Origin of the sequence: Micromonospora sp. NPDC049171 (assembly GCF_040648275.1) — a bacterium.
Taxonomy (GTDB): Bacteria; Actinomycetota; Actinomycetes; order Mycobacteriales; family Micromonosporaceae; genus Micromonospora.
Map to the genome: position 1 here is coordinate 124185 of NZ_JBEZDJ010000002.1, position 18785 is coordinate 142969.

The window sequence follows — 18785 nt, forward strand, 5'->3', positions numbered from 1 at the left end:
CGTCAGCGGACCGTACCGCCGGGGCCGTGGTCGAGCAGCGCCAGCTCGGCCCGGTCGGGCAGGCCCTCCCAGTCGCCCCGGGTGGCCACCGCGAACGCGCCGGTGGTGACCGCCCGGTCCAGCCGGGTCGGCGCGTCGGCACCGTCGAGCCAGGCGGAGAGCAGCCCGGCCACGAACGCGTCGCCCGCGCCGACGGTGTCCACCACCGGCACCGTCCGGGCCGGCCGGTGCACGGTGCCGGCCGCGCGGTGGCTGGTCGCCCCGTCGGCGCCGTGCTTGACCACGACCTCGGTCACGCCGGCCGAGAGGAGCGCCGCGACCGGGTCGGCCGCGTCGGTCAGGACGGCCAACTCGTCGTCGGAGGCGACGACCAGGTCGAGCGCGGGCAGCAGCGGTCGAAGCGCGGCGGCGGCCTCGGCGACCGACCAGAGCCGCTGCCGGTGGTTGACGTCCAGGCAGACGGTGCTGCCGGCCGCGCGGGCGCGCCGCACGGCCTCCACCACCGCCTGGTACGGCTCGGCGCCCAGCGCGCAGGTGATGCCGGTGACGTGCAGCAGCCGGGGTGGTGGCCCGGGCGCGTCGAAGGCACGTGTCACGTCGGCCGGGCGCAGCCGGGAGCCGGCCGACCCGGCGCGGTGGTAGGTGACCCGGTTGATGTCGGCGACCCGGTTCTCGAAGAGGATCAGCCCGGTGGGCGCTGTCGCGTCGATCCGGGACCAGGTCAGGTCGACACCCTCGGCGCGCAGCGTACGGCGGACCAGCTCACCGGGCTCGTCGGCGCCGGTGACCCCGACCCAGGCGGCCCGGTGGCCGAGCCGGGCCACCCCGATCGCCACTGTCGACTCGGCACCGGCGACGGAGATCCCGGCGGTGCCGCCCAGCCGCAGCGGGCCGCTGCTGCGGAACGCCGCCATCGTCTCGCCGAGCGTGAGCAGGTCGGTCACCGCTGGACCGCCGCCCGGAAGCTGGCCGCGCGCTCGCGGAGCGCCGCCAGGTCGCCGCCCCGGACGGCGTCACCGAGCAGCGGCGAGCCGACGCCGACCGCGACGGCACCCCGGTCGAGGTAGTGCCGCGCGCCGTCCGCGTCGATCCCGCCGACCGGCACGAACGCGGTGCCGGGGAACGGGTCGCGCAGCGCGCCGAGGTAGTCGGGGCCGCCGAGGGAGGCCGGGAAGAGCTTGACGGCGGTGGCCCCGCCACCGGTGGCCTGCACCACCTCGGTGGGGGTGAGTGCCCCGGCCAGCACCGGCAGCCCGAGCCGGCCACCCTCGGCGAGGCTCGGTGCGATCGCCGGGGTGACCAGGAAACCGGCGCCCGCGTCCGCCGCCGCGCGGGCGTCCTCGGCACTGAGTACGGTGCCCGCGCCCAGGGCGTAGGCGGGCCCGAGGGCGGCCCGGGCGCGTCGGATGACGCCGAGCGCGTCAGCGCTGGTCAGCGAGACCTCGACCAGGGCGACGCCGCTCTCGGCCAGGGTGAGTACGGCGGCCAGCGCGGCGGCCGGGTCCGGGCCGCGCACGATGGCCAGCAGCCGGTGGGTACGCAGCTCGTCGAGCAGGTTCATCGCGGATGTCCTTGGTGGATGCGGTGGGCGGAGATGGTGAGTCGCCAGGTGACCTCACCGGCGGGCGGAACTGTCGCCGCGTCGGCGGGGCCGGCGTCGGCCAGGTCGAAGGCCGCGCCGAGCATCGGTTCGACGCCGACGCTGCGGTAGGGGCGGCCGGCCGGCCAGCCGCCCAGGTTGCGCCAGAGCGCGGTGCTGCGGGGCTGGCCCGCGCACTCCAGCGCCAATGTCATCCGGTCGTCGCCGTCGCGCACCTGGACCCGTGGGCAGTCGAGCAGCACCGCGCCGAGCGCGGTCCCGTCGTCCGGGCCGAACGTGTCGAGCGTCAGCCCGGCCGGGGCCGGCCACGGCCCGGTCAACCACGGGTCGCCGGTGGGCCAGGTGCCCGGCGGCAGGAACGCGGCGGCCTCCGGGTGCAGCCGGGTCGGTGTGCCGGCGGGTGCGTCGAGGCGGGCTGAGGGGGACAGGTCGAGCAGGGCGTGTGCGGCCCAGATGAACCGGTGCCCGGGTTCGGCGGCCAGCCGGTAGTCGACCACCACCACACCGCCGGAGTCGGTGATCCGGCGGCTCAGGGTGAACGTCGGCCGCTCGATCACCACGGTGCCGGGGCCGGCACTGCGCCACGGCCGCGACCACACCTCGCCGTGGTCGGGCTCGCCGCGCACGGTCGGCAGGCACTCCTCCAGCCCGCCGGCGTCGACGAAGGCGTCGTCGGGGCGTACCTCGTCTCGGCCGGGCTCCGGGCCGCGCCAGAGCCACTCCCGGCCACCGCCGCGCAGGCTGGTCCACCGGCCGCCGTGCGCCGCGTCGTACGCCACCCGCAGCGGCACCGACGTCGCGCCGGTCACCATTCGGCGAACGCCCCGTCGGCGTGCTGCCAGACCGGGTTGCGCCAGGCGTGCGGTGTCCGCGCGGCCTTGCGGACCGCCGCCTCGTCCACGGTGATGCCCAGGCCGGGCCGGTCGAGACGGGCGATGTGCCCGTCCACGAACCGGAACGGCTCCGGGTCGACCAGGTAGTCCAGCAACTCCGAGCCGGCGTTGTAGTGGATGCCGATGCTCTGCTCCTGGATCAGGAAGTTCGGTGTCGCGAAGGCCACCTGGAGGCTGGCCGCCAGGGAGATCGGGCCCAGCGGGCAGTGCGGGGCGAGCAGCGCGCCGTACGTCTCGGCCAGCGTGGCGATCCGGCGGACCTCGGAGATCCCGCCGGCGTGCGACAGGTCCGGCTGGACCACGGCGACCCCGGCCTGCAACGGGCCGAGAAACTCGGAGCGGCCGTAGAGGCGCTCGCCGGTGGCCACCGGGATCGGTGTGCTGGCGACGATGTCGCGCAGGTGGTGGGCCTGGTCGGGCAGGACCGGCTCCTCCACGAAGAACGGGCGCAGCGGCGCCAGCTCCGGCAGGATCCGGCGGACCGCGGCCAGCCCGGCCCGGCCGTGGAAGTCCACCGCGATGTCCCGGTCTCCGCCGAGCACCTCGCGGGCGGCGGCGACCCGGCCGATGACCTCGTCCACCTCGGCGGAGGTGGGGATGGGAGAGAGCCGCCCGCAGGCGTTCATCTTGACGCCGGTGAGGCCGGCGGCGACCTGCGCGGCGGCGGCGTCGGCGACCTCGTCGGGCTCGTCCCCGCCGATCCACGAGTAGATCCGCACCTTCTCGCGGACCGGCCCGCCGAGGAGCGCGTGCACCGGCGCGCCGTACGCCTGCCCGGCGATGTCCCAGAGCGCCTGGTCGAGGCCGGCGACCGCGCTGGAGAGGATCGGGCCACCCCGGTAGAAGCCGCCCTTGGTGAGCACCTGCCAGTGCTGCTCGATCCGCAGTGGATCGGCACCGATCAGGTATTCGGAGAGCACCTCGACCGCGGCGCGCACCACCTCGGCGCGCCCCTCCACCACCGGTTCACCCCAGCCGACCAGCCCGTCGTCGGTCTCCACCCGGCAGAACAGCCACCGTGGCGCGACCAGGAAGGTCTCGATGCGCTCGATCTTCACTGACTGCCCCTTCGTCCCCGTGCCTTCTCGACGTCGCGGACGGCCTTGTCCAGCAACTCACGCATGGCGGTCTCCGCCGCCGTCTCGTTCCGCTCGCGCAGCGCGTCGACCACGGCGCGGTGGCTGGGCACCGGGTCGTCGTGCGCGGCGCCGCCGTGCACCAGACGGTCCCGTTCGGCGAGCCCGGTCTCCATCACCACCTCCATCCGCTCCAGCAGCTCGTTGTGCGTGGCGGTGAGCAGCGCGCGGTGGAAGGCAAGGTCGGCGGCGACGGCGGCGGCGGGATCACCGTCGGCCTGGGCCATCTCGGCAAGCGCCCGGTCGAGGGCGGCCAGGTCGTCCTCGGTCGCCCGGGTGGCGGCCAGCCGTGCGGCGGCCGGCTCGATGATCGCGCGTACCTCGTGCAGCTTCTCCAGCAGGCGCTCGTCGGGGCCCTCGGCGAACTGCCAGCGGATCACGTCGCCGTCGAGCAGGTTCCAGTCGGCGCGGGGCCGGACGAAGGTGCCGCGCTTCTGCCGGGCGTCGACGATGCCCTTGGCCGAGAGGACCTTCAGCGCCTCGCGGAGCGCCGTCAGGCTGACGTCGAACTCCTCCTGCAGGGCGACGATGTTCAGGGTCGCGCCGGCGGGGATCTCGCCGGTGAGGATGCGACGCGCGATCGCTTCGACGGTCTGCCCGTGGACGCCGCGGCGTGCGTACTGTGCCAATGCTCCTGGCCTTTTCGCTGGTTGGTATCGATCTCTCAGGCCGAGGCTTTCACCGCTGTCCAGCCACCGTCCACCACGAGGCTCGCACCGGTGACGTACGCGGCGTCCGGTGAGGCGAGGAAGGCTACTGTCGAGGCCACCTCGTCCGGCGTGCCGAAGCGTTTCGCCACTGTCTCCGCGACGCTGCGTTCACGGTCCTCTTCGGACACGTCCGCCCAGGCGGAGGTGAGGATGGGGCCGGGCAGCACGGTGTTGACCCGTACCTCGGGGCCGTACTCCACGGCCAGTTGGCGGCCGAGCGCGACCAGGCCGCCCTTGGCCGCCGCGTATGCGGGCCGGCCGGGCAACCCGACGAGCGCGTGCACCGAGGAGATCAGCACCACCGCGCCGTTGCGCGCCCGCAGGTCGTCCAGGCAGGCGCGGACGCCCAGGAACGAGCCGGTGAGGCTGACGCCGAGCTGGTGGTCCCAGGACTGCCGGCTGGTCTCGTGGGCCGGAGCGACCCGCACGGCGTACGCGGTGCTGACCAGGATGTCGATCGGGCCGAGGTGGGCGCGTGCGGCCGAGACCGCCGCTGTCCAGTCACTCTCGTCGCTGACATCGCCCACTACGGAAAGTGCTCGGTAGCCACGCGCGGTCAGTTCGTCGGCCAGCGGGGTCGGGTCGTGCACGTCGAGCAGCGCGACCGCAGCGCCCTCGGCGGCGAGCCGCCGGGCGGTGGCCGCGCCGATCCCGCCCATCGCACCGGTGACCAGCGCGTTCTTGCCTTCAAGCCGGCGCATAGGCTGATCCACCTGACCCTCGCCTTGGTCTCGTCTAATCATTAATTACGAAGATATCTTGACAGCCGGCGACGGCCGATGCAACCTTCTCGGCACAGCATTCACATGGACGACACATCGCGCGGTGACGCTACGTGTCGTAGAGGAAGGGATACCTCCGTGAGCGACTTCGACCCCGGTCGCCGGCGATTCCTTGGCCACCTCGGGCTCGCTGGCCTGGGTGCCCTCGGCGCCAGCTCGTTCCTCAGCGCGTGCGCCAGTTCCGCCAGCGGGCCGACGGCGAGCGGCGGCTCGGGTGCGGTCACCATCCAGTCCAACCTCTCCTCGCCGCAGGCCAAGGCCGCGATGGAGAAGCTGATCGAGACCTTCAACGCGCAGGGCAAGGGCACGGCGAGCCTCAACACGATCGCCTCCGAGACCTTCCGGACCCAGCTGCCGACGTACCTGACCTCGGCGAACCCCCCGGATCTCTACACCTGGTACGCGGGCTCGGTCGCCAACGACTACGCCAGCAAGAACCTGCTGCTGGACGTCTCCGACGTCTGGAAGTCACTCGGTGACTACCCACAGTCGCTGCGCACTCTCTCCACCGACGCCAGCGGCAAGCAGGTCTTCGTGCCGATGAACAACTACTGGTGGGGCTTCTTCTACCGCAAGTCCAACTTCGCCAAGTGGGGTGTGCGGGAGCCGAAGACCTGGACCGAGTTCCTGGCGGTCTGCGAGACGCTGAAGAGCAAGGGCGTTCCGCCGATCGGCATCGGCCTCGGCGACACCCCGTGGGTGGCCTCGGCCTGGTTCGACTACCTCAACATCCGGATCAACGGCGCGCCGTTCCACCGCGAGCTGCTCGCCGGCAAGCAGCGCTTCGACGACCCCAAGGTCAAGGCGGTCCTCACCCGCTGGCGCGAGGCCCTGCCCTACTTCGACCCCAAGGGCAAGGCGTACCCGTTCCAGGAGGCGACCACCGCCCTGCTGGCCGGCAAGACCGGCATGTTCCTGATCGGCACGTTCTTCGCCGACGCCGCCCCCAAGGACGCCCTCGGTGACCTGGACTTCTTCCGGTTCCCGATCATCGACCCGGCGGTGCCGCTGGCCGAGGAGGCGCCCACGGACGGCTTCTTCGCCAGCGCGAAGACCGCCAACCCGACCGGCACCAAGGCCCTGCTCAGCTACCTCTCCGGCGTCGAGGCCCAGGAGGCGTACGTCAAGGCCAGCTCCGGCATCGTGCTGCCGGCCAACCCCAAGGCCAAGGCGTCCGACTCGCCGCTGGTGGCCAAGGGCAAGGCGATGCTCGACGAGGCCAAGGAGCTGACCCAGTTCTTCAACCGCGACTCCAGCGACGCACTCCAGCCGACCGCGGACACCGCGCTCACCAAGTTCATCGACAAGCCGGACCAGATCGACGCGATCCTGCGGGAGTGGCAGGCCGGCGCCGAGAAGGTCTTCAAGGGCTGACGTGACAGCAACGATCTCCCCGACTTCGGTCACACCCACCCGGCGGCGGCGGCGGTCGGCTCGACTGTCGCCGCTGCTGGTGGCGTTCGTCCTGGTGCCGTTCGCGGTCGAGAGCATCTGGGTGTTCTGGCCGGCGTTACAGGGCTTCTGGTTCTCGCTCACCCGCTGGGACGGGATGTCGTCGCCGACCTTCGTCGGCACGGACAACTACGTCGAGCTGGCCGGCGACGCCACCTTCCGGGGTGCGCTCGTCAACACGGTGATCTGGCTGGTGCTCTTCGGCGGCCTCTCCGTGCTGGGCGGCTTCGGCATGGCGCTGGTGTTGCAGAAGGAGCGACGCGGCGTCGGCTTCTACCGGGCCGCGCTGTTCACCCCGGTGGTGTTCTCGCTGGTGGTGACCGCGCTGGTCTGGCGGGTGTTCTACCAGCCCGACGGCATCGCCGACACGATCCTGCGGGCCGTCGGCCTGGAGAGCCTGATCCGGCCCTGGCTCGCCGACCCACAGACCGCGCTGTACGCGGTGATCCTGCCCGCCCTGTGGCGGCAGATCGGCTACGTGATGGTGCTGTTCCTGGCCGGCCTCAAGGCGATCGACCCGGCGTTGCACGAGGCGGCCCGGATGGACGGCGCCAACGCCTGGCAGCGGCTGCGGCACGTCACCATCCCCCAGCTCAAGGCGGTCAACGCCGTGGTGCTGTCGGTCATCGTGATCGACTCGCTGCGCTCGTTCGACATCGTCTGGTCGCTGACCAAGGGCGGGCCGTACCACTCGTCGGAGCTGCTCAGCACCTACATGTACTCGACCGCGTTCCAGAGCCTGCGGCTGGGCTACGCCTCCGCCATCGCCGTCGTGATCTTCGTGCTCGCGCTGGCCGTCATCCTCGGCTACCTGGTCCGCGCGTTCCGGGAGGAAGCCTGATGAACAAGCTCCGCACCGGCGCCTTCCACACCGCCATGATCCTGCTCTCGCTGCTGTGGCTCGGGCCGGTGCTCTGGGTCGTGGTGATGTCCACCCGATCGTTCGACGACATCGCCGCGCACGGCGTGGGCAGCCTGCCCCGGTCGTTCACCCTGGACACCTACCGACAGGCGTGGACCGACGGCGGCGAGCTGCGCGCGTTGATCAACAGCATGCTGGTCACCGTCCCGTCGGTGGCGTTGAGCCTGGCGCTGGCCGCGATGGCCGCGTTCGCGCTGAGCCGCTTCCGGATCCCGGGGCGGCGCACGATCCTGCTGCTGATGCTCGCCGGCAACCTGCTGCCACCGCAGATCCTGCTCATCCCGGTGGCCAAGTTCAGTGAGCTGACCGGCCTGTACGACACGCTCTGGGCGCTGATCGCGGTGCAGGTCGGCTTCGGGCTCGGCTTCTACACCTTCGTCCTGCACGGTTTCATGCGGGACCTGCCGGGCGAGATCCAGGAGGCGGCCACCATCGACGGCGCCGGCACCACCCAGATCTTCACGAAGGTGATGCTGCCGCTGACCCGGCCCGCGCTGGCCGCTCTCGGCGCGCTGTCCTTCACCTGGATCTTCAACGACCTGCTCTGGGCGATCACCGTGCTGCGTACCGACGACAACATGCCGGTCACCCCGGCGCTGCTCGGCCTCCAGGGGCAGTTCGTCTCGTCCTGGAACGTCATCGCCGCCGGCACCGTCATCGCGGCCGTGCCCACCGTCGCGGTCTTCCTGCGCTTCCAACGACACTTCGTGTCCGGCCTGGCGCTCGGAGCGGTCAAGTGACCGCCGAGACCGGACAGCGCTGGACGTTGCGCGGCACGCACACCGAGTACACCGTGACGGTGCCGGTGCACGGCCGCTGGCTGGAACTCGTCGCGTGGGGGCCGCACGGCGTCACCGACGGGCCGTCGCCGGTCGCCTACGACGGCCCGGTGCCGTTCCTCACCGCCGGTGACGGCGCCCCCATCGAGTACGCCACCGACGCCGACCGCCCGTTCACCGGCGCCGACCTGGTGATCGAGACCCCCGGCGGGCAACGCCGGGTCGGCTTCGGCCACACCGGTGTACGGGCCGACGCCGACGGGCGGGAGTTGGCCGTCGACTTCGCCGACGCGGTGACCGGGCTGCGCGCCACCGTGCAATACCGGGTGCCCGAGGGCACCGACGTGGTGCAGCGCTGGGTCGAGCTGAGCAACGACGGCACCGGCCCGCTGCGGGTGGTCCGGGCCGGATCCGGCGGGTTCTGCGTACCCACGCCGCACGGCGCGCTGCTCAGCCACCAGTGGGGGCAGTGGTCACAGGAGTTCCAGCTCTCCCACGTCGAGTTGGGTCACGGCACGTTCCGCATCGGCAGTTCCCAGGGCGTACCCGGGCATCTGCACGTGCCCTGGTTGGCCGTGCGGGACACCGCCGACCCGGCCGGTCCGGCGTGGGGGATGGGGTTGGCCTGGACCGGCTCGTGGGAGATCAGCGCCGAGCGGGACACCGGCGGCCTGACCCGGGTTCGGGTCGGCCGTCAGCTTGTCGACGGCCCGCTGGAGCTGGGTCCGGGCGAGCGGCTGAGCCTGCCGGTGGCCACCGGCGCGTACAGCCCGGACGGCCTGGACGGGCTGGCCCGGGTCTGGCACACCCACCAGCGGCTGCTGGCCGGGGACCGGCTCACCCCGCGCCCGGTGCTCTACAACTCGTGGGAGGCCACCTACTTCGCCGTCGAGGCGGAGAGTCAGCTCGCGCTCGCCCGGATCGCCGCCGAGCTGGGCGTGGAGACGTTCGTCGTGGACGACGGCTGGTTCGTCGGCCGCAACGACGACACCGCCGGGCTGGGCGACTGGACGCCCGACCCGGCGAAGTTCCCGGGTGGGTTCGACGCGTTCATCGCCGATGTCCGGGCACTCGGGCTTAACTTCGGGCTCTGGGTCGAGCCGGAGTGCGTCAACCCGACGTCGACCCTCTACGCCGAGCACCCCGACTGGGTCTACTCCGTCGACGGCCGGCCGCTCACCCCGGTGCGCAACCAGTACCTGCTCGACCTGGGCCGGCCGGAGGTCGCCGAGTTCGTCCACTCCACCGTGGACGGCCTGCTCCGCCGGTACGACATCGACTACCTGAAGTGGGACTTCAACCGGCCGCGGACCGAACCGGGTCGGCCCGGCGGGGTCGGCCCGGTCGACCTGGACGGCGCGCACGTCGCCAACCTGCACCGCGTCTACGAGCGGCTGCGCCGGGACCACCCCGGCGTGCTGATCGAGGCGTGTGCCGGCGGCGGCGGGCGGACCGACCTGGCGATGGCCGCCCGCGCCGACGTGTTCTGGCCCAGCGACAACACCGGCCCGCTGGACCGGCTGGCCATCCAGTACGGCTTCCTGCACGCCAACGCCCCGCACCTGCTCAGCTCCTGGGTCACCGACGCGCCCGGCCTGTTCGACCCGCGACCGCGAACGCTCGCGTTCCGGTTCGTGCTGGCGATGGCCGGCGTGCTCGGCGTCGGCGCGGACATCCGGGCGTGGACCCCGGCGCAACGGGTCGAGGCGGCCGGCTGGATCGCCCGCTACAAGGAGATCCGGGACGTCGTCACGCACGGCGAGGTGCACCTGATCGGTGGCCCCGGCCAGGCCCGCTGCGCGGTGCAGTACACCGCGCCGGACCAGCGCCGGGTGGTCGTCCTGGCCTGGCACACCGGCCGACTCGACGGCGCCGGCCTGCTCCCGTCCCGCCCGGTCCGGCTGCCCCTGCGCGGCCTCGACCCGGCGGCCCGCTACTCGCACGGCGACCGGCACTACTCCGGCAGCCACCTCGCCGCGGTCGGCCTGCCCGTGCACTGGAGCGCGACCCACGACGCCGACCTCATCGTGCTGACCCGCGACTGAGGCCGGCGCACCAGGGCTTCGGCCTCGGTGGCGATCCCACCGGGGCCGAGGTCAGGTCGCTGCCGCCACCCGCACCAGCCGGGGCGGCTCAGGCGGGGACGAGTTCCCGGCACCGGCGCAGGGCGGCCAGGGCGAGCGGCGCGTCGCGGCCCGCGATCCCGACCTCCAGTTCGGTCACCGCTGTGGCGGCCCGCGCCGGGTCACCCACCGCGGCGGCGGCCTCGGCCAGCACCAGCACCGCCTCGGCAGCCCACGCCAGGATGCCCTTCCCGCGTACCAGGGTCAGCGCCTCCGTCGCGTGCCGGACCGCCTCGTCTGGCCGCCCGGCCAGGGTCAGCCGGGCCAGCGCCGAGAGCGCCTGCACCAGCGGCCAGATCGCGCCGACCCGCCGGGCATCGGCCACCACCTCCCGCAGCGCCCGCCGCGCCACCTCCCGCTCGTCGTCGTCGACTGCGGTACGGGCCAGCACGGTGGCCAGTTCGGCCCGTGCGTCGAGCAGGGTGACCGGCATCCGCCGAGCGGAGGCGACCAGTCGGGTGAGCCGCTGGGCGAGCCCGTCCAGCCGCCCGGCGGCACGGTCCAGGGACAGCTCGGTCGCCTCCACCAGGGCTCTCAGCCGCTCGTACCCGGTCTCGTCGACAAGCGCCCGACCGGCCGCCAGGAGCGCTTCGGCCTGCTCCGGGTGCCCGGCGTGCAACGCGCCCTGCGCCCAGTTCAGGCAGGCCCGGGCATGCTCCCGGGGCCGGTCGGCCAACTCCGCGGACGCCCGCAGCTCGGTGATGATCGCCCAGGCGGCCGGGTCGCCCACCTCCAGGAGCAGCGAGGCGCGGGCGATCCGGACCGCGAGGTGCGCCCCCGGGTCCCCGCTGGCCGCCGCGGCGCTCTCCGCCGCCGCGCAGCGGGCCAGGTGGTCGTCGACGTGCCGGCCGACCACGGTGTCCGGGGCTGCCAGCACCGCGAGCGCCGGGGCCTTGCGTCGCGGTGCGCGCAGGTACGGCACGGCGCGCTCGATCTCGGTGTACCCGCGCAGGGCCTCGCCCTGCTGGCGCAGCATCCGCCCGAGCACCAGGCCCAACTCGCCGCGGGCTCCGGGCGGCAGTCTCCGGTCGGCGAGCAGCCGTTCCAACACCGGAATCGCCTCGGCCTGGCTGAGCCCGTCGATGGCCGACCGACCCAGCTTGGCGGCCAGCCGCACCCGAACCGGTCGGGGTAGCTCGGCGACGTCCATGGTCTGGAGCAGAAAGCTGGCGGCTGTCGCGTCGTCGCCACGTTCGGTGGCCAGGTCGGCGGCGGCTTCGGCGTTGCGGACGAAGTCCGCGCCGCTGCCGGCCCGGCGGTAGTGGTGGGCCAGTTGGGCGACCGGCCGCGGCAACCTCTGCTCCAACACCCGCGCGACGCGGAGGTGCAGCCACTCCCGGCTCTCCCGGGGCACCAGGTCGTACACCACCTGGCGGGCCAGGTCGTGCCGGAAACGCCTGCCGTCTCCGGCGTCGTGCAGCAGGCCGGCCCGGTGGGCCGCGGTCAGTGCCGCGCCGACCGCCGACCGGTCCAGGCCGAGCACCGCGGCGAGGATGTGCTGGTCCGGTGCCAACCCCAGCACGGCGGCGGCACCCAGCACCTCCCGGGTGGCCTCGTCGAGCGGACGCAACCGCCAGAGCAGCACGTCCCGCAGGACGAACGGGACGCTGTCGTCCGCCAACGGGTCGCCGCCCCGCTCGGCGAGCGTCCGCAGCACCTCCTCGACGACGAACGGGATGCCGGCGGTGCGGTCGAGCAGGGTGGCGACCAACCGCTGCGGCGGGTCGTCGAGCCGCAGGGTCCGGGCGGCCAGCCGGCGTACGTCGTCGGCGTCCAGCGGGCCGAGCGCCATCCGCGTGACGCTCCACGGTGGAGTACGCGCCAGGGCGTCGTGGATCGGCGTGCTGCCTCCCGGCGTCACCGTGCGGGTGGTCAGCACCACCGCCAGCCCGTCGACCGGGTGGGTGCTCAGGTAGCCGAGGAACTCGCAGGTCGCCGGGTCGGCCCAGTGCAGATCCTCGAGCAGCAGCGTGGCCGGGCTCAGCGCGGCCAGCACCGCCGCGACGGCGCGGAACAGGCGATGCCGCTCGGCCGCCGGATCGGTCAACGGGGGTGGCGCGGCGGGCAGTGCGTCGGCCAGTTCGGGCAGCAGCGGCGCGAGGGCACCGGCGACCGGGCTGACGGCACCGGCGTCGAGTCGGTCGGCGCTGCCCCGGATCGCGTCCAGCAGTACGCCGAGCGGAAAGGGCTCCGGGACGTCGTCGCACTCGCCGACCAGGTGACTCCCGGGCAGTTCGGCGAGCAACTCGGTGACCAGCCGGCTCTTGCCGATCCCGGGCTCGCCCTCCACCAGGATCAGGCACGGCGGAGCTTCGACGAGCCGGCGTAGCCGGGCCACCTCCGCCGCTCGTCCCACGAACTCGACGGGTCCGCGCAGACGTTCGGGGCGGACGGGAGATGGGCCCCCGCCGCCCCGCGTCCTGTCCTCGTCGCCGTCGATCACCGTGGGGCCGAGCAGATCACCCCCGCTGGTACGGACGGCCGGCCGGCGTACCGCCGGTGACCTGGGTCACGCGGCGGCCCGCCGGCCGGTGGTCACGCGGCGGCCCGCCGGCCGGTCGCCACCGTCAGGACGTGACGGTGACCGGCACGGTCTTCAGCGAGCCGTCACCATTGCGGAACTCCAGCACCCCCAGGTAACGCTGACCCGGCGCGAGGCCGAACCAGCGCAGGGTCAGGTTCGCCGTCGCTCCCGGCCGCACGCTGCGCTGCTTCGGGTCGATGGTGAACCGGCCGGTCGAGGTGCCCGGCGCGCCCGGCAGGTAACTGGTGATGGTGTACGCGTTCGCGCCGTCCTTGATGTTCTCGGTGAACTCCTGCTCCACGACCACGATGTAGTCCCCGGCACCGTCCGGCAGGGTCACCTTGGCGCCGTCCCGACCGCTGGCCGTGGCGGTGACGAACTTCCCGGACTTGTCGTAGACGTTGAGGCTGAACTCGGTGCACTCCATCACCCCCTCCTCGTCGTCCCAGTCGATGTGGGAGCAGGTGGGCCGCTTCGACGTCACCTGGACGAGTGGGCTGCGGGTCCCGGCCGGCACGTGCAGGGTGGTCCGGCTGATCGACGCGGGCAGCGGCACCGGCAGGTTGTTCGACGTGCTCCAGTCCCAGCTCGGCCCGTCGCCGGTCAGGGTGGCCACGTTGCTGGTTCCCGAGGTCAGGCCGGAGAGCTGGGAGATCAGCTGACCCTGGTAGCCGACCTCGGCGGCGATCCGGACGCTGCCGAAGGTGCCCTTGCCGGTGATGGTGTCGGGGGCGACAAGGCCGGAGTTGTGCACGACCACCGGGCTGCGTACCTCGTGCTTGAACTGGTCGCGCCAGGTCAGCGAGCCGTCGGCCCAGGTGTCGAACGCGCCACCAGTGTTGGTGACCTCGACGCTGAAGCGGGCCGACCTGCCTGCGGGGATCTGCAACTTCTTCGGGGTGACCTTGACCTGGTAGCCCGGCGGGGCCTGCACCGACGACGTGTAGGTGCTGGCCCTGTCGCTGACGTTGGTGACCGTGCGGGTCACCGTCTGCTTGCCGACCATCCGGCCCAGCGAGATCGACGGGTAGTTGAGCTGGGCGGTGTCGATGGCACCGATGGTGTCGCAGCCGTCCAGGTCGCCGAGCCCGTAGTCGCCGCCCCGGTCGGCGGACACCCCACACAGGTAACGGATCCAGTCCTGCCGGTTGGAGTCGTAGACCAGGCCCGGGTCGAACGCGCTACCCGGCTTCACCTGCCCGGCGCCGTAGTTGAGCGGAGTGGCGTCGTACGTGCCGATCTTGATCGGGTTGCCCCTGTCGGTCTTGTCGACCGCGCTTGTCATCAGCGCCGAGCGGACCGCCGCCGGCGACCAGCCGGGGTGCTTGGCCAGCAGCAGGGCCGCGATGCCGGCGATGTGCGGCGCCGCCATCGAGGTGCCCGACTCCAGGGCGAAGTCGTTTCCGCCGATGGACGGGGAGAACGCCGCGACGATGTCCTGACCGGGTGCGCTGATGTCCGGCTTGAGCAGCTCACCGGCGTTCAGGTTGGACGGCCCGGCCGAGGAGAACGCGGCGACCGCGGGGGCTTCGACGATCTCCAGGCTGCTCGGCGAGATGGTCGCCGTGGCGTTGCCCTTGGCGACGTACGCGCTGACCGTGGCCAGGTCGACCTCGTTGATGTGCACGGTGGGCACGGTCTGCACGTCCGCGTTCAGCGAGTTCAGCTCGTCGTTGTACAACACCATGCCGACGCCGCCGGCCCGTGCCACCTCGATGCTCTTGTCGGTACGCGGGATCTCGCCGCGCAGGCAGGCCACGATCGCGCCCTTGACCTTTGCCGGATCCAGGGTGTCGTCGGCGCAGAGGCCGGCGCCGTAGGCACCGTCCGGGTCGAGTGCGCTGTCCTTCGCGAAGACCAGTCGGGCCGGCCCGACGCCGGTCTCGCCCATGCCCACACCGGCGATGGTGGTGCCGTTGCCGAGAGTGAGCTTGCGGGTGTTCTGCCGGTCGGTGGTGCTCGCGGCCACCGTGGTCAGCCACGGCGTCGAGTTGTCGACCGTGTTGGCGAACGGGCCGGAGTTGCCGGCGGCGGCGGAGACGAACACGCCCGCCGCGGCGGCGTTGAAGAACGTCGCGTCGACCGCCCCGAACTGCTCGGTGTCGTCACCGATCGAGTAGTTGATCACGTCGACACCGTCGGCGACCGCGTCGTCGATGGCGTGCACGATGTCGATGTCGGTACCTGTCGCGCCGCCCGCACCGTTGTCGTACAACGCCTTGTAGATCGCCAGGCGCGCGGCCGGCGCCATCCCGGAGATCATGCCCAGGTCCTGGGTGCCCGACGTCGCCCGCACGCCGTGGATGCCGGCCGCGGTGCTGGCCGTGTGGGTGCCGTGGCCGTTGCGGTCACGAGGCGAGGAGTAGTCGTCCGGGAAGGCGTCGGCGATACCGCTGTCGTTGTACCAGCGCGCCCCGATCACCTTGTTGTTGCAGGTGACCGGCGCCTCGATGCCGACGTCGCAGGTGCCCTTCCACTTGGCGTCGATGACGGCCTGGTCCGGGCGGGGGCTGGGCAGCGGCGCGAAGCTCGCGCTCTCCGGCCAGTACCCGCTGTCGATGACCCCGACGATGACGCCCTCGCCGGCGTGCGAGTCGCCACCGAACTCCTTCTTCCACACCCCGCCCTTGCCGGTCAGGCCCAGGTAGTCCGGGGTGTGCGAGGTGGTCGCGTGGACCTTCCGGCTCTCGTAGACCGCCCGTACACCTCGGGTGGCACGCAGCCGGGCGGCCTGCGGCCCGGTCAGGTCGGCGGCGAAGCCGTTGAACGCGGTCTCCATCGTCACGCGGGTGCGCTCGGCCGGCACGCCGACGTGGTCCAGCACGGACGTGCGCTGCTGGCGCAGGTGATCCCGGTACGCCCTGGCGCTGCCCGACGTGCGGTTCAGCTTGGCACCGTCGGTCGGCTTCGTCGCCGCGATCCCGGGAACACCGCCGGTGTACGTGGCCAGCGGCTCCTCGTCGAGTTGGACAAGGTAGCGGGCGGTCGGGCCGCTGCTGCTGGTCGGCGCGGCGGTGGCGCTGTCGGGCAGGCTGGTGAGGCCGGCCGCGGTCAGGCCGGCCGCGGTCAGTGCCACGGCGGCCAGCATGCTGACCCCGCGCCTGGCCCGTCCGGTCCGATGTGTGTTCGGTTGTGGCACGTCGTTGCCTCCACGTTCGGTGCCGGCCGCCACGACTGATGACGGTGGCCGAAACCTAGGATCGGTATAGATCATCGAGAAGCACTCGTAACCTGGCCGTCATCTTGGAAACAAGCTCGTAACGCAACGGGTACTTTGCGCGTCATTTACGCTGCCGACTTGGGGGTGCCCATGCCATTTCGGCGGGTTTCCGTGCCGTCGATTGATTCGGCCTTCGCGGTCTTCGACGAGCAGGACTCCGGTTGCCTGTCCTACGGGGTCGAGGAGGCGGGCCGGCGTTGGCTCGTCAAGACGGCCAGCACGGCCGAGGGCAGAGCTTCCCTCGACCGGGCCTGCGTGGTGCATGCCGCAGTCCGCCACCCAGTAATCGTCCGTCCAGAGCGGACGGTCCACGGACCGGCCGGGCCCACGCTCGTCTACCCCTGGTACGACGGCGACGTGTTGAACCACGCCACCGTGCACGGCGCGGACCGCAGCGGGCTCACCCGGTTCCAGCAACTCCCGCTGCCGCAGGTCGAGGCGGCCCTCGCCGCGATCCTCGACGCCCATCTCGCCGTCAGCGCCGCCGGCCTGGTCGCGGTCGACCTCTACGACGGTTGCTTCCTGTACGACTTTTCCGCCGGCCGAATGCGCTTGATCGACCTGGACGAGTACCGACCCGGACCCTTCCTGCTCGACGCCGAACGGCTGCCCGGCTCGCGGCGCTACATGGCACCGGAGGAGTTCGTCCGTGGCGCGGTGATCGACGAGCGGACCACCGTGCACCTGCTCGGCCGCACCCTGCACCACCTGCTCGGCTCGGAAGAGGGCTGGCGGGGCAACGACGATCAACGTCGCGTCGTGGACCGAGCCACCAAGGCCGCCCCTGCCGCCCGCTACGCGGACGTGCCCGCGCTGGTCCGCGCCTGGCGGCAGGCTCGGTGCCTCCCGGGATGCTCTTGTCGCCGGTCCGCGACACCCCGGCGCTGATCCTGCCGCTGCCGCTGCCGCTGCCGCTGCCGCTGGCGCTGGTGGCCTGGTTGTCCGCGGTCGGGAATACCGCCCGCAGTTTTCCGGGTCACGCCCAGTGCCGGCCTGCGGCGCGGCGGCGTACCCGCGTACCCGCGTGGCGGCGTGGCGGCGTACCAGCGCGGCGGTGCGGCGGCGTGGCGGTGCGGCGGCGGCGCGGGGGCATCCAGGGTCTCGGTGGTGGAGGGCGGAGCCGTCGCGTGGTACTGCCTGGATCCGGCTGCACGGCGACGGGGCGTTAAGCGCCGGCAGGTCGTTCCTATGTTCGCCGGTGGTAGTGGTTGCGGCGGGGGATCTGGTCGGGGTCGAGCCAGGCGGGTGGGATGAATTCGGGGTGGCCGTCGCCGCCAAGTCGCACGACCCAGTCGCTGTGGTGTAGGTGTCGGTGGTGGTGGCCGCACAGCAGCACTGCGTTGGCCAGGCTGGTGGTGCCGCCGTCGGCCCAGTGGCGGATGTGGTGGGCGTCGCACCAGCGTGGTGGGCGGTCGCAGCCGGGGAAGGCGCAGCCCCGGTCGCGCAGGACGAGGGCGCGGCGCAGCGGGCCGGTGACGAGGCGGCGTTGTCGGCCGACGTCGAGTGGTTGGCCGGTGCTGCCGAGGACGGTGGGGAGTATCGCGGCGTCGCAGGCGAGTCGGCGCACCGTGTCGGGGGTGAGGTGCAGGCCGGTGTCGAGGGTGCCTGGGCCGAGTTGCCCAGCGAGGGTGTCGAAGGTGGTGGTGACGACGATTTGTGCGGGGTCGCCGCCGTGTTCGGGTAGGTCGGTGGTGCGCAGGGTGAGTCGGCAGAGGGCGGCGAGGGCGTCGTGGCGGCGTTGCCCGGCGCAGCGGGTGTCGTCGGGGCCGCTGGGTGCGCTCAGTGGGTCGATGGCGGCGCGGAGCAGGCCTGCGGTTTCGGTGTCGAGGATGCCGGCGAGTCGCAGGCGGCCGTCGCTCAGCTCGGAGAGGGTGAGGTGGCGGTCGCGGTTGGCGCGGCGGGCCTCGGCTTCCAACGCGGCTTGGGCGGCGGCGTCGGCGACCTCCGGGGCGACGTGGTCGAGGATGCGGGTGCCGAGCTTGCGCAGGAGGGTGGGGTCGAACTGGCCGGCCCACTCGATGAGCACGCCGACGGCCTTGTCCGCTGCCTGCGCGTCGGCGCTCGTGTGCACGGTGGCGACGGTGTCGCCGATGACCCGGGCCTGGTCCACGGTGATGTCCCCGTTGGCCAGCGCCGCGCGTATCCCCGGGTTGCCGGTGTCCAGAGCGGCGGCGAGGTCGACCAGCCGGCGGGCGGTGGAGATGGTGAGGCGAAGTCGCTCGCGCAGCCAGACCGCTGTGCTGGACGCGCCCTGCGCGTGGGCGGTGCCGCGACCGTCGATCTCGCGGACCAGGGCGAGCTTCACGGCGGCGAGCCGTTGCTCCAGGCGGTGCGTAGCGTCGAGTGCGGCGATCAGCTCGTCCTCGGCGAGGGCCCAGACGGCGTCGTCGACACAGGCGGCAACCGCCTCGTCTGCCAGCGCCAACGCCTCAACCATGCCCAAAGACTAGAACACCTGTACGACACTTTAGTCATCATGATCGATTGATGCGGGCGCCAGTGGGAGTCGTGCGGGCGGGCTCCGCTGCGGCTCGGGGCGCGCTGCCTGCCGGAGACAGGCGACGTGTGGGCTACTCCTGCGGCCGCTCGGGTTGTGTCGCGGTATCAGCGCGAGCGGGCGTCCGTCCCGTCCGGACACGCGGAC

14 protein-coding genes are annotated in these 18785 nt (G+C 72.7%); 5 read left to right on the forward strand and 9 right to left on the reverse strand.

Features of this window, described 5'->3' with window-relative positions:
• Nucleotides 1–2: 2 nt before the first annotated feature.
• The 6 genes from AB0B14_RS03315 to AB0B14_RS03340 are packed head-to-tail and all read right to left on the reverse strand — an operon-like array spanning nucleotide 3 to nucleotide 5040.
• Complete coding sequence (locus AB0B14_RS03315) at nucleotides 3–944, reverse strand: sugar kinase (RefSeq protein ID WP_357072415.1); 942 nt, start codon at nucleotides 942–944, stop codon at nucleotides 3–5.
• A complete protein-coding gene (locus AB0B14_RS03320; RefSeq protein ID WP_357072412.1) occupies nucleotides 941–1561 on the reverse strand; it encodes a bifunctional 4-hydroxy-2-oxoglutarate aldolase/2-dehydro-3-deoxy-phosphogluconate aldolase in 621 nt (206 codons plus the stop codon). The genes AB0B14_RS03315 and AB0B14_RS03320 overlap by 4 nt, the downstream gene beginning before the upstream one ends.
• Nucleotides 1558–2412 (reverse strand): hypothetical protein, encoded by an 855-nt coding sequence (locus tag AB0B14_RS03325; protein ID WP_357521000.1) that lies wholly within the window; start codon nucleotides 2410–2412, stop codon nucleotides 1558–1560. Before AB0B14_RS03325 ends, AB0B14_RS03320 begins: the two co-directional genes overlap by 4 nt.
• On the reverse strand, nucleotides 2406–3551 hold the full coding sequence (gene dgoD, locus AB0B14_RS03330; RefSeq protein ID WP_357521002.1) for a galactonate dehydratase: 1146 nt from the start codon (nucleotides 3549–3551) through the stop codon (nucleotides 2406–2408). The genes AB0B14_RS03325 and dgoD overlap by 7 nt, the downstream gene beginning before the upstream one ends.
• Nucleotides 3548–4258, reverse strand: a complete 711-nt coding sequence (locus tag AB0B14_RS03335; RefSeq protein WP_357072403.1) for an FCD domain-containing protein — start codon at nucleotides 4256–4258, stop codon at nucleotides 3548–3550. Before AB0B14_RS03335 ends, dgoD begins: the two co-directional genes overlap by 4 nt.
• A 35-nt stretch (nucleotides 4259–4293) precedes the next feature.
• Entirely contained in the window at nucleotides 4294–5040 is a 747-nt protein-coding gene (locus AB0B14_RS03340) for an SDR family oxidoreductase (protein ID WP_357521005.1), read from the reverse strand.
• A gap of 159 nt (nucleotides 5041–5199) precedes the next feature.
• Between AB0B14_RS03340 and AB0B14_RS03345 the strand changes: the two genes are divergently transcribed.
• The 4 genes from AB0B14_RS03345 to AB0B14_RS03360 are packed head-to-tail and all read left to right on the forward strand — an operon-like array spanning nucleotide 5200 to nucleotide 10319.
• Complete coding sequence (locus AB0B14_RS03345) at nucleotides 5200–6495, forward strand: extracellular solute-binding protein (protein ID WP_357521007.1); 1296 nt, start codon at nucleotides 5200–5202, stop codon at nucleotides 6493–6495.
• A 1-nt stretch (nucleotide 6496) separates the two neighbouring features.
• A complete protein-coding gene (locus tag AB0B14_RS03350) occupies nucleotides 6497–7414 on the forward strand; it encodes a sugar ABC transporter permease (protein ID WP_357521009.1) in 918 nt (305 codons plus the stop codon).
• Nucleotides 7414–8235 (forward strand): carbohydrate ABC transporter permease, encoded by an 822-nt coding sequence (locus tag AB0B14_RS03355; protein ID WP_357521011.1) that lies wholly within the window; start codon nucleotides 7414–7416, stop codon nucleotides 8233–8235. Before AB0B14_RS03350 ends, AB0B14_RS03355 begins: the two co-directional genes overlap by 1 nt.
• The gene (locus AB0B14_RS03360; protein ID WP_357521012.1) at nucleotides 8232–10319 is read left to right on the forward strand and encodes an alpha-galactosidase; all 2088 of its coding nucleotides are present in this window, start codon (nucleotides 8232–8234) and stop codon (nucleotides 10317–10319) included. The genes AB0B14_RS03355 and AB0B14_RS03360 overlap by 4 nt, the downstream gene beginning before the upstream one ends.
• An 88-nt stretch (nucleotides 10320–10407) precedes the next feature.
• Here AB0B14_RS03360 and AB0B14_RS03365 read toward each other — a convergent pair whose 3' ends face one another.
• Nucleotides 10408–12753 (reverse strand): AAA family ATPase, encoded by a 2346-nt coding sequence (locus tag AB0B14_RS03365; protein ID WP_357521014.1) that lies wholly within the window; start codon nucleotides 12751–12753, stop codon nucleotides 10408–10410.
• A 211-nt stretch (nucleotides 12754–12964) separates the two neighbouring features.
• Nucleotides 12965–15997, reverse strand: coding sequence for a S8 family serine peptidase (locus tag AB0B14_RS03370; RefSeq protein WP_357521016.1), 3033 nt, complete (start codon nucleotides 15995–15997; stop codon nucleotides 12965–12967).
• A 255-nt stretch (nucleotides 15998–16252) separates the two neighbouring features.
• On the opposite strand from AB0B14_RS03370, the gene AB0B14_RS03375 reads away from it, so the two are divergent.
• Nucleotides 16253–17029, forward strand: coding sequence for a serine/threonine protein kinase (locus tag AB0B14_RS03375; protein WP_357521018.1), 777 nt, complete (start codon nucleotides 16253–16255; stop codon nucleotides 17027–17029).
• Nucleotides 17030–17327: 298 nt separating this feature from the next.
• Here AB0B14_RS03375 and AB0B14_RS03380 read toward each other — a convergent pair whose 3' ends face one another.
• A complete protein-coding gene (locus AB0B14_RS03380; RefSeq protein WP_357521021.1) occupies nucleotides 17328–18578 on the reverse strand; it encodes a DUF222 domain-containing protein in 1251 nt (416 codons plus the stop codon).
• Between the last annotated feature and the right edge of the window lie 207 nt (nucleotides 18579–18785).

Bases quoted from the DNA above. Each gene is read 5' to 3' on its own strand.
- AB0B14_RS03320 (WP_357072412.1), bottom strand. From the start codon at position 1,561: ATGAACCTGCTCGACGAGCTGCGTACCCACCGGCTGCTGGCCATCGTG.
- AB0B14_RS03325 (WP_357521000.1), bottom strand. From the start codon at position 2,412: ATGGTGACCGGCGCGACGTCGGTGCCGCTGCGGGTGGCGTACGACGCG.
- AB0B14_RS03340 (WP_357521005.1), bottom strand. From the start codon at position 5,040: ATGCGCCGGCTTGAAGGCAAGAACGCGCTGGTCACCGGTGCGATGGGC.
- AB0B14_RS03355 (WP_357521011.1), top strand. From the start codon at position 7,414: ATGAACAAGCTCCGCACCGGCGCCTTCCACACCGCCATGATCCTGCTC.
- AB0B14_RS03380 (WP_357521021.1), bottom strand. From the start codon at position 18,578: ATGGTTGAGGCGTTGGCGCTGGCAGACGAGGCGGTTGCCGCCTGTGTC.